Source organism: Klebsiella sp. KTE92 (assembly GCF_000398905.1).
Classification (GTDB): domain Bacteria; phylum Pseudomonadota; class Gammaproteobacteria; order Enterobacterales; family Enterobacteriaceae; genus Klebsiella; species Klebsiella variicola.
In genome coordinates, this window is record NZ_KB976100.1 from 3188355 (window position 1) to 3197700 (window position 9346).

The 9346-nt window shown below is 52.5% G+C and carries 8 protein-coding genes and 1 tRNA gene; 5 read left to right on the forward strand and 4 right to left on the reverse strand.

The annotated features are described in order from the left end of the window. The first annotated feature begins 18 nt into the window (after positions 1–18). Entirely contained in the window at positions 19–2694 is a 2676-nt protein-coding gene (gene adhE / locus A1WC_RS10345; RefSeq protein ID WP_008804411.1) for a bifunctional acetaldehyde-CoA/alcohol dehydrogenase, read from the forward strand. A 137-nt stretch (positions 2695–2831) separates the two neighbouring features. On the opposite strand, the gene tdk is transcribed toward adhE, so the two are convergent. Then, positions 2832–3449 (reverse strand): thymidine kinase, encoded by a 618-nt coding sequence (gene tdk / locus A1WC_RS10340; RefSeq protein ID WP_008804410.1) that lies wholly within the window; start codon positions 3447–3449, stop codon positions 2832–2834. Between the two features lie 560 nt (positions 3450–4009). On the opposite strand from tdk, the gene hns reads away from it, so the two are divergent. After that, complete coding sequence (gene hns, locus A1WC_RS10335; protein ID WP_002910103.1) at positions 4010–4417, forward strand: histone-like nucleoid-structuring protein H-NS; 408 nt, start codon at positions 4010–4012, stop codon at positions 4415–4417. A 122-nt stretch (positions 4418–4539) separates the two neighbouring features. Here hns and galU read toward each other — a convergent pair whose 3' ends face one another. From galU to rssA, 3 genes are all read right to left on the reverse strand, one after another. Then, positions 4540–5442 carry a UTP--glucose-1-phosphate uridylyltransferase GalU gene (galU, locus tag A1WC_RS10330; protein ID WP_008804409.1) on the reverse strand — a complete coding sequence of 301 codons (903 nt, stop codon included), beginning with the start codon at positions 5440–5442 and terminating at the stop codon, positions 4540–4542. Positions 5443–5639: 197 nt separating this feature from the next. Next, the gene (gene rssB, locus A1WC_RS10325) at positions 5640–6653 is read right to left on the reverse strand and encodes a two-component system response regulator RssB (protein WP_008804408.1); all 1014 of its coding nucleotides are present in this window, start codon (positions 6651–6653) and stop codon (positions 5640–5642) included. An 89-nt stretch (positions 6654–6742) separates the two neighbouring features. Next, positions 6743–7645 (reverse strand): patatin-like phospholipase RssA, encoded by a 903-nt coding sequence (rssA, locus tag A1WC_RS10320; protein WP_012541356.1) that lies wholly within the window; start codon positions 7643–7645, stop codon positions 6743–6745. Positions 7646–7757: 112 nt separating this feature from the next. On the opposite strand from rssA, the gene A1WC_RS0125205 reads away from it, so the two are divergent. From A1WC_RS0125205 to A1WC_RS10310, 3 genes are all read left to right on the forward strand, one after another. After that, complete coding sequence (locus A1WC_RS0125205) at positions 7758–8216, forward strand: YchJ family protein (RefSeq protein ID WP_008804406.1); 459 nt, start codon at positions 7758–7760, stop codon at positions 8214–8216. Between the two features lie 42 nt (positions 8217–8258). Continuing rightward, positions 8259–9101 (forward strand): formyltetrahydrofolate deformylase, encoded by an 843-nt coding sequence (gene purU / locus A1WC_RS10315; RefSeq protein WP_004203178.1) that lies wholly within the window; start codon positions 8259–8261, stop codon positions 9099–9101. Positions 9102–9260: 159 nt separating this feature from the next. Next, a tRNA-Tyr gene (locus A1WC_RS10310) sits at positions 9261–9345 on the forward strand. Position 9346: the final 1 nt, after the last annotated feature.

Below are 9346 nucleotides of genomic sequence, written 5' to 3' on the forward strand. Positions count from 1 at the left end.
CATTATCAGGAGAGCATTATGGCTGTTACTAATATCGCTGAACTGAACGCGCTTGTTGAGCGTGTCAAGAAAGCCCAGCGTGAATATGCCAGTTTCACTCAAGAACAAGTCGATAAAATCTTCCGCGCTGCCGCTCTGGCCGCTGCAGATGCTCGAATCCCTCTCGCTAAAATGGCCGTTGCCGAATCCGGCATGGGCATCGTTGAAGACAAAGTGATCAAAAACCACTTCGCTTCCGAATACATTTACAACGCATATAAAGATGAAAAAACCTGTGGCGTCCTGTCAGAAGACGACACCTTTGGTACCATCACTATCGCTGAACCGATCGGCATCATCTGCGGTATCGTACCGACCACTAACCCGACTTCAACAGCCATCTTCAAATCGCTCATCAGCCTGAAGACACGTAACGCCATCATTTTCTCTCCGCACCCGCGTGCAAAAGAAGCCACCAACAAAGCGGCTGATATCGTACTGCAGGCTGCCATCGCGGCTGGCGCGCCGAAAGACCTGATCGGCTGGATCGATCAGCCGTCCGTAGAACTGTCTAACGCGCTGATGCATCACCCGGACATCAACCTGATCCTTGCGACCGGTGGTCCAGGTATGGTGAAAGCGGCGTACAGCTCCGGTAAACCAGCTATCGGCGTTGGTGCCGGTAACACCCCGGTGGTCATTGATGAAACGGCTGATATCAAACGTGCTGTTGCTTCCGTTCTGATGTCTAAAACCTTCGATAACGGCGTTATCTGTGCTTCTGAGCAGTCTGTTGTCGTCGTTGATTCAGTGTATGACGCGGTTCGCGAACGTTTCGCCAGCCACGGCGGCTATCTGCTGCAGGGTAAAGAGCTGAAAGCGGTTCAGGACATCATCCTGAAAAATGGCGCGCTGAACGCTGCTATCGTTGGTCAGCCAGCGGCAAAAATCGCGGAACTCGCAGGCTTCACCGTTCCGGCTACGACTAAGATCCTGATTGGCGAAGTGACCAACGTTGACGAAAGTGAACCGTTTGCTCACGAAAAACTGTCTCCGACGCTGGCGATGTATCGTGCGAAAGATTTCGAAGACGCGGTCACCAAAGCAGAAAAACTGGTTGCCATGGGCGGTATCGGTCACACCTCTTGCCTGTACACCGACCAGGACAACCAGCCGGCTCGCGTGGCTTACTTCGGCCAGATGATGAAAACCGCACGTATCCTGATCAACACCCCGGCTTCTCAGGGTGGTATCGGTGACCTGTACAACTTCAAACTCGCGCCTTCCCTGACTCTGGGTTGTGGTTCCTGGGGTGGTAACTCCATCTCTGAAAACGTTGGTCCGAAACACCTGATCAACAAGAAAACCGTTGCTAAGCGAGCTGAAAACATGTTGTGGCACAAACTTCCGAAATCTATCTACTTCCGTCGTGGCTCCCTGCCAATCGCACTGGATGAAGTGATTACTGATGGTCACAAACGCGCGCTGATCGTGACTGACCGCTTCCTGTTCAACAACGGCTATGCCGATCAGATCACTTCCGTACTGAAAGCAGCGGGCGTTGAAACCGAAGTCTTCTTCGAAGTTGAAGCTGACCCGACCCTGACCATCGTACGTAAAGGTGCCGATCTGGCGAACTCCTTCAAACCAGACGTCATCATCGCGCTGGGCGGCGGTTCCCCGATGGATGCGGCGAAAATCATGTGGGTCATGTACGAACATCCGGAAACCCACTTCGAAGAACTGGCGCTGCGCTTTATGGATATCCGTAAACGTATCTACAAGTTCCCGAAAATGGGCGTCAAAGCCAAGATGGTCGCCATCACCACCACCTCCGGTACCGGTTCTGAAGTGACGCCGTTCGCCGTAGTGACCGATGACGCAACCGGTCAGAAATATCCGCTGGCAGACTACGCGCTGACCCCAGATATGGCCATCGTCGATGCCAACCTGGTGATGGATATGCCGAAGTCGCTGTGTGCGTTCGGTGGTCTGGATGCGGTGACTCACGCCCTGGAAGCTTACGTTTCCGTGCTGGCTTCTGAGTTCTCTGACGGCCAGGCTCTGCAGGCGTTGAAACTGCTGAAAGAGTACCTGCCGGCTTCCTACCACGAAGGTTCCAAGAACCCGGTTGCCCGTGAGCGCGTACACAGTGCTGCGACTATCGCCGGTATCGCGTTTGCGAACGCCTTCCTCGGCGTGTGTCACTCCATGGCGCACAAACTGGGCTCTCAGTTCCATATTCCGCACGGTCTGGCCAACGCCCTGCTGATCTGCAACGTTATTCGCTACAACGCGAATGACAACCCGACCAAGCAGACTGCGTTCAGCCAGTACGACCGTCCGCAGGCTCGTCGTCGCTACGCTGAAATCGCCGATCACCTGGGTCTCTCTGCACCGGGCGACCGCACCGCAGCGAAGATCGAGAAACTGCTGGCATGGCTGGAAAGCATCAAAGCTGAGCTGGGAATTCCGAAATCTATCCGCGAAGCTGGCGTTCAGGAAGCTGACTTCCTGGCTAACGTTGATAAGCTGTCTGAAGATGCATTCGATGACCAGTGCACCGGCGCTAACCCGCGCTACCCGCTGATCTCCGAACTGAAACAGATTCTGCTGGATACCTACTACGGCCGCGAGTTCGTCGAAGGCGAAACTGCTGCGAAAACCGACGCTGCTCCGGTGAAAGCTGAGAAAAAAGCGAAGAAATCCGCTTAATCAACAACGGTAAACACACTGCAAGCCCCGTCACCTGACGGGGCTTTTTTATACCTGCTTGTCAGCCAATCCCGAGCTCCAGCCTTCCAGAGTATAAAAAAGGCGCCTACAGGCGCCTGTATGAGCTTCTGAGCGACTCAGCAGGAATAACGCTGGTTTTGTACCTGGGTTAAAGAACCCACGCTCAGCGCCTCTTTATAATGCTTACGACAGACGGACACATACCGCTCATTGCCGCCGATGACAACCTGCTCGCCTTCATTATAAGGTCGCCCCTCTTGATCGAGACGTAGCACCATGCTCGCCTTACGGCCGCAGAAGCAAATGGTTTTCAGCTCCACCAGCTTGTCGGACCATGCCAGCAAATACTGGCTACCGGTAAAGAGCTCGCCGCGAAAATCCGTCCGCAGTCCATAGCACAGCACCGGAATATCCAGTGTATCGACAACTTCGGACAGCTCATGAACCTGTTCGCGCGTCAGAAACTGGCTTTCATCCACCAGCACGCAGTGAATCGGCTTAAGCTTGTGCTCTGCCGCAATATCGTTAAATAGCGACGTCTGCGGATTATACAACCGGGCCGGCGAGGAGAGGCCGATACGCGAGCTGACTTTTCCAGCACCGAAGCGGTCATCTATCTCAGCGGTATAAACGATGGTACGCATCCCCCGCTCCTGGTAATTGTACGAAGATTGCAACAGAGCGGTCGACTTACCTGCATTCATTGCAGAGTAGTAGAAATAAAGTTGTGCCATCGGCTGCGTGACCCCAATCAAAGTGTTTTATCGCGGCGGCGATTGTACCATATTTTAGGCGTACAGCCGCCCTTTCCGCAGGGGTATTGTCGCAGCGCTGAAGGGCATGGAAACGGAAAGGGTGACGTGGATGAATTGAATTTACAGGGCCATTATTTGTACGCCCCGTTACGCTATCGGTGAGGTAACCATTGTCTTTTCGTGCTTATAGGACCAGTATCCATGCACTATAAGCGGGCTTGCGGGTTGTTTTATATTAAGGCGCGTAACCAAAAATGCGCTAATACTGACGAGGGTTATTTACCCATGCAAAGGATAATTTTTCTCACTGAACCTCAGAAAAAGCATATGGTCTCAGTGTTTTAGCTGGCCCCCTACTCATGGCTATAAGGAGCAAAGATGTGAAGCGGCACGAGAATTTTAACTTAAATTAATTAATTCCCGCGACAAATAACCAGTAATTTTGAATTCCTTACATTCTCCCCTATTGCACAACGCATTTTATCGCTCTATTATTAGTTCAACAAACCACCCCACAATATAAGTTTGAGATTACTACAATGAGCGAAGCACTTAAAATTTTGAACAACATCCGTACTCTTCGTGCGCAGGCAAGAGAATGCACCCTTGAAACGCTCGAAGAAATGCTGGAAAAATTAGAAGTCGTTGTTAACGAGCGCCGTGAAGAAGAAAACGCCGCCGCAGCAGAAATTGAAGAGCGTACGCGTAAGCTGCAGCAATACCGTGAAATGCTGATTGCTGACGGTATTGACCCGAATGAACTGCTGAGCACTATGGCTGCCGTTAAAGCCGGTACCAAAACTAAGCGTGCTGCACGTCCGGCTAAATATAGCTATGTAGACGAAAACGGCGAAACCAAAACCTGGACTGGCCAGGGCCGTACTCCTGCGGTGATCAAAAAAGCAATGGACGAACAAGGTAAATCACTGGACGATTTCCTGATCTAATCTCCGTTGTCGCAATATTAAAAATCCCGCTCCGGCGGGATTTTTTTTGCCCTCAGGCTCGATAAACAAAACCGGGAGTCGCTGACGCGCTCCCGGTTTCTGGCTTTTAATCGCGCTGCGGATTACTTCGTCACCGCGGTTTCCAGCCAGGCTTTAAAATCGTCACCAAGCGTCTTGTGGCGAATACCATATTCGACAAACGCCTGCATGTAGCCAAGCTTATTGCCGCAGTCATGGCTCTTGCCCTTCATATGATAAGCTTCAACCGTTTCTTTCTCGATCAGCATATCAATCGCGTCAGTCAGCTGAATTTCATCACCGGCGCCCGGAGGGGTCTTCGCAAGCAGCGGCCAAATATCTGCGCTGAGGACATAGCGCCCCACTACCGCCAGGTTGGACGGCGCAACGTCAGCTTTTGGCTTCTCGACCACGCCCACCATCGGCACACTTTCGCCCGGCTTCAGGGATTCGCCTTTGCAATCGACCACGCCATACGCGGTCACATCCTCGACAGGCTCAACCATAATCTGGCTGGCGCCAGTCTCATCAAAACGAGAGATCATCTCCGCAAGGTTATCACGGCTCAGATCGGACTCAAATTCATCCAGAATAACGTCTGGCAGAATAACCGCTACCGGCTCATCACCCACTACCGGATGTGCGCACAGCACGGCGTGACCAAGGCCTTTCGCCAGGCCCTGACGAACTTGCATAATGGTCACGTGCGGCGGGCAAATAGACTGCACTTCTTCCAGAAGCTGGCGTTTTACACGTTTTTCCAGCATCGCTTCCAGCTCAAAACTGGTATCGAAATGGTTTTCGATAGAGTTTTTCGATGAGTGCGTTACCAGAACAATTTCAGTAATTCCTGCAGCGATACATTCATTAACAACGTACTGAATTAACGGCTTATCTACCAGCGGCAGCATTTCTTTTGGAATTGCTTTGGTGGCAGGCAGCATCCTGGTGCCTAATCCCGCTACCGGGATAACCGCTTTTCTGACTTTAGAATTAAGGGCAGCCATTGAAATCTCCTGGACTGTTTGTTTTTTAAACTTCTCGTTACAAATAACGTGTCGAGTATATCAGTCAACCGCGTATTCACTGGTCTGAAAAGGTTCCGATAGCCTCGAATTAGGACTTTTACGCATAAAACTGCTCGATGGTACCACCAGTATAGGGCTGCAGGTAATGCCGTCTGCTTAGATATAAACGCAATTGCTCATTCCGCAGACAACATTAAGCGTAAACGCCCCCCGGCCCCCCAAATTTGGCACTGCCATGAGGCGCAGCGCTGGCTAATTTGGTTAAGATAGGCATCGCCCAGCGTCCCTAAAGGAACGCCATTACTTATCTGAATTTGATGCTCACCGGTATTCAACGTGCCATTGAGCCCTGCGGACACCAGAATTAAATTTTTCAGTCCACTGTGGTAATAACCCACCAGCAAAGGGAACTGACCGGGAAGATTCGCCTGGCGGAGTAACTGATTGACCTGTTTTAACAGACTCCCCATTTCAGGTAGCCGTTGCCCCTGATGCGCCAGTTGCTCTTGCAACAGGCTATTGAATAGCGCGCGCAGTAATAAAGCCGCCAGCACGCCATTATCCCCTGCTCGTGTGACATCCAGACAATAGAAAGCCAAATCATTTTCCGAGAGCGGCGCAATATCGAGCACCAGCCCCGGCTTATCCGCCGATACCAGCTGTCGATAATGAATGCGGCAATGTGACATTTCCTGTTGCACCGGAGGCTGTAGCTCCTGCAGCAGTCTCGATGCGGCGGTCGGATTACTGACCAGCGCGTCCCAGTCCTCAAATAAACGCTCTTCCTCTTCCACACGTGAACTAAACATCGCGGGATACAGGCAGGCATAAACGGTCTCACGCAGGCGATCGAAATCTTTCACCGGTTTTAACAGCACATCCTGGACGCCCAGCCGTAACGCTTTGGCAATATCCGCCATGTTTTCGGTGGCGGAAATCATCAGAATCGGTAGCTGCTCGCCGCGGTTACGCAGCGTCTCGACCAGTTCCAGACCGTTCATTCTCGGCATTGAAATGTCGCAAATCATCAGGTCCGGACGTACCTCGGTCATTTTATGCAGGGCATCCATGCCATCTTCCGCCAGCCAGGTCGTTGCTCCCAGCGAGGCCAGCCATCCATGCAAGAGTGAGCGGAAAACGGGTTCGTCTTCAACTATCAGAATCTGTTTTCCCGCCAATGGCTGCGTCATGATATCTCCCCTGGCTGACGATAATTCAATAGTGGCACGCTATTCTCACTATCGCCTGTCAGATTTTACTTAAGTCAGGTACTTGTACGTCAAACCGCTGTACGCACTAAGGGTAATAGTTCATCCATTTTCTTTTCCACGGCCAATTGGCCCGCGGCAATCGCCTCTGCTGCGCGATGGAAGTCGAGCGTCGACACTTGCGGACAGTATGGCTGCAGCAGGATATCCGGCGGGTCACCCGCCATACGGTTGCGTTTAAGACGGTTCTCCAGAACCTGGATAGACGTGGTCATGATCTCCATCGCCGTCGGCGTCACGGCCGTACGACGGGAGCTCATTTGCGTCAATCGCGCGCGCAGACGAGTGTGCCATGGGCCCTCCTTCTCTTCAGCTTCCGGCCGCGGCGTTTCGAGGGAAAATAAATCTTGCTGCATGAGATGGGCATCATGTTGCAGGTCAACGGCAATCACGATATCGGCCCCCATTGCCCGCGTCAGCGACACGGGAACCGGGTTGACCACTGCGCCATCGACCAGCCAGTAACCATTATGCCTCACCGGCGCCATCAGTCCAGGCATGCTGCAGGAGGCTCGAACGGCTAAATGCAGATCGCCTTCAGTAAACCACAGTTCCCGGCCGGTACTTAAATTGGTCGCGACGGCAGCAAACCGACGCTCGCAGCGTTCGATATCGGTCACCGGCATAATACGACGGTAATGATTGAATACCTTTTCACCGCGCAGCAGGCCCCCACGTCGCCAGGAGAGGTCCATCAGCTTCAGGACATCCCAGTTGCTGAATGAGCAGATCCATGACTCGAGCGCCGGGAGCCGGTTGCAGGCATACGCCGCCCCTACCAGCGAACCGATAGAACACCCCGCGACGATATCAATCTCGATACCAGCCCGACGGAGGGCGTTGATGACGCCAATGTGCGACCATCCTCGGGCAGCTCCCGCCCCTAACGCCAGACCAATTTTAAGCTTTCTCATTATTACTGATAACTATCCTTCCACTCTGAGCGTGGCAACATTGTCACGGCTCAGTTAACATAAACACCTTTGGCGTTGAAGCGCCGTAATTCTTTCTTCCATGGAGGCAGTTTTGTCGCAATTATGCCCCTGTGGCAGCGCACTGGAGTATAGCTCATGTTGCCAGCGATATCTGTCCGGCGCAGAGCTTGCGCCAGGCCCGTCACAGCTTATGCGCTCCCGCTATAGCGCGTTCGTCATGAAAGATGCCGACTATCTGATCAAAACATGGCATCCGTCCTGTCAGGCGCAGACGTTTCGCGCCGAGCTGGAGAAGGGGTTCAGCCAGACCGAGTGGCTGGGTTTAACCCTGTTCGCCAGTGATGAAGGGCGAGTCCCAAATGAAGGCTTTGTCAGCTTTGTCGCCCGCTTTAATGACAATAACCGTCCGGGCGCCATTATTGAACGTTCCAGATTCTTAAAAGAAAATGGACAGTGGTACTATATCGACGGGACACGACCGCTGATTGGTCGTAATGACCCCTGCCCTTGCGGCTCAGGTAAAAAATTTAAAAAATGCTGCGGCCAGTAACGCTGCCGTAGCGCTTGCAAACACTACAGGATTTTCCTCGCGATGCATTCATTACAACGTAAAGTACTACGCACTATTTGCCCTGATCAGAAAGGCCTCATCGCGCGTATCACCAATATCTGCTACAAACACGAACTTAACATTGTGCAGAACAATGAATTTGTTGACCACCGTACCGGTCGTTTCTTTATGCGCACCGAACTGGAGGGCATTTTTAACGACGCTATTCTGCTGGCCGATCTGGATAGCGCCCTACCGGAAGGTTCCATCCGCGAACTGAATCCGGCAGGCCGTCGCCGGGTGGTCATTCTGGTGACCAAAGAGGCGCACTGCCTCGGCGATCTGCTGATGAAAGCCAACTACGGCGGACTGGATGTCGATATCGCCGCGGTTATCGGCAACCATGACACGCTGCGCCCGCTGGTGGAGCGTTTTGGTATTCCGTTTGAGCTGGTCAGTCACGAAGGGTTAAGCCGCGAAGAACACGACAAGCAGATGGGGGATGCCATTGCGGCACATGAGCCGGATTACGTGGTACTGGCCAAGTATATGCGCGTCCTCACCCCGGAGTTTGTCGCCCGCTTCCCGAACAAAATCATCAATATTCACCATTCATTTTTGCCGGCGTTTATCGGCGCCCGTCCTTATCATCAGGCCTATGAGCGCGGCGTAAAGATCATTGGCGCCACCGCCCACTATGTGAATGACAATTTGGATGAAGGCCCAATCATCATGCAGGACGTGATTCATGTCGATCATACCTATACTGCAGAAGATATGATGCGCGCTGGCCGCGATGTCGAAAAAAACGTCTTGAGCCGGGCGCTGTATCAGGTACTGGCGCAGCGCGTCTTCGTTTACGGTAACCGGACGATTATTCTTTAATCGACTGAGAAATGAATTGGTTAGCTTTACGGCGTTACGCGTAAAAATCAGGCAACCAGTTTATTTTTGTCAAACGAATGCTTTACAGGGGCGCATCATTTGGTATGATGCGCCCCGCTTCCCGAGAAGGAAGCAGGCCAGTACCAAGCATTACCCTGTGGTGGGGTTCCCGAGCGGCCAAAGGGAGCAGACTGTAAATCTGCCGTCATCGACTTCGAAGGTTCGAATCCTTCCCCCACCACCAT

Coding starts and splice junctions, on each gene's coding strand:
- adhE (WP_008804411.1), top strand. CDS start 19: ATGGCTGTTACTAATATCGCTGAACTGAACGCGCTTGTTGAGCGTGTC.
- tdk (WP_008804410.1), bottom strand. CDS start 3,449: ATGGCACAACTTTATTTCTACTACTCTGCAATGAATGCAGGTAAGTCG.
- hns (WP_002910103.1), top strand. CDS start 4,010: ATGAGCGAAGCACTTAAAATTTTGAACAACATCCGTACTCTTCGTGCG.
- galU (WP_008804409.1), bottom strand. CDS start 5,442: ATGGCTGCCCTTAATTCTAAAGTCAGAAAAGCGGTTATCCCGGTAGCG.
- rssB (WP_008804408.1), bottom strand. CDS start 6,653: ATGACGCAGCCATTGGCGGGAAAACAGATTCTGATAGTTGAAGACGAA.
- rssA (WP_012541356.1), bottom strand. CDS start 7,645: ATGAGAAAGCTTAAAATTGGTCTGGCGTTAGGGGCGGGAGCTGCCCGA.
- purU (WP_004203178.1), top strand. CDS start 8,259: ATGCATTCATTACAACGTAAAGTACTACGCACTATTTGCCCTGATCAG.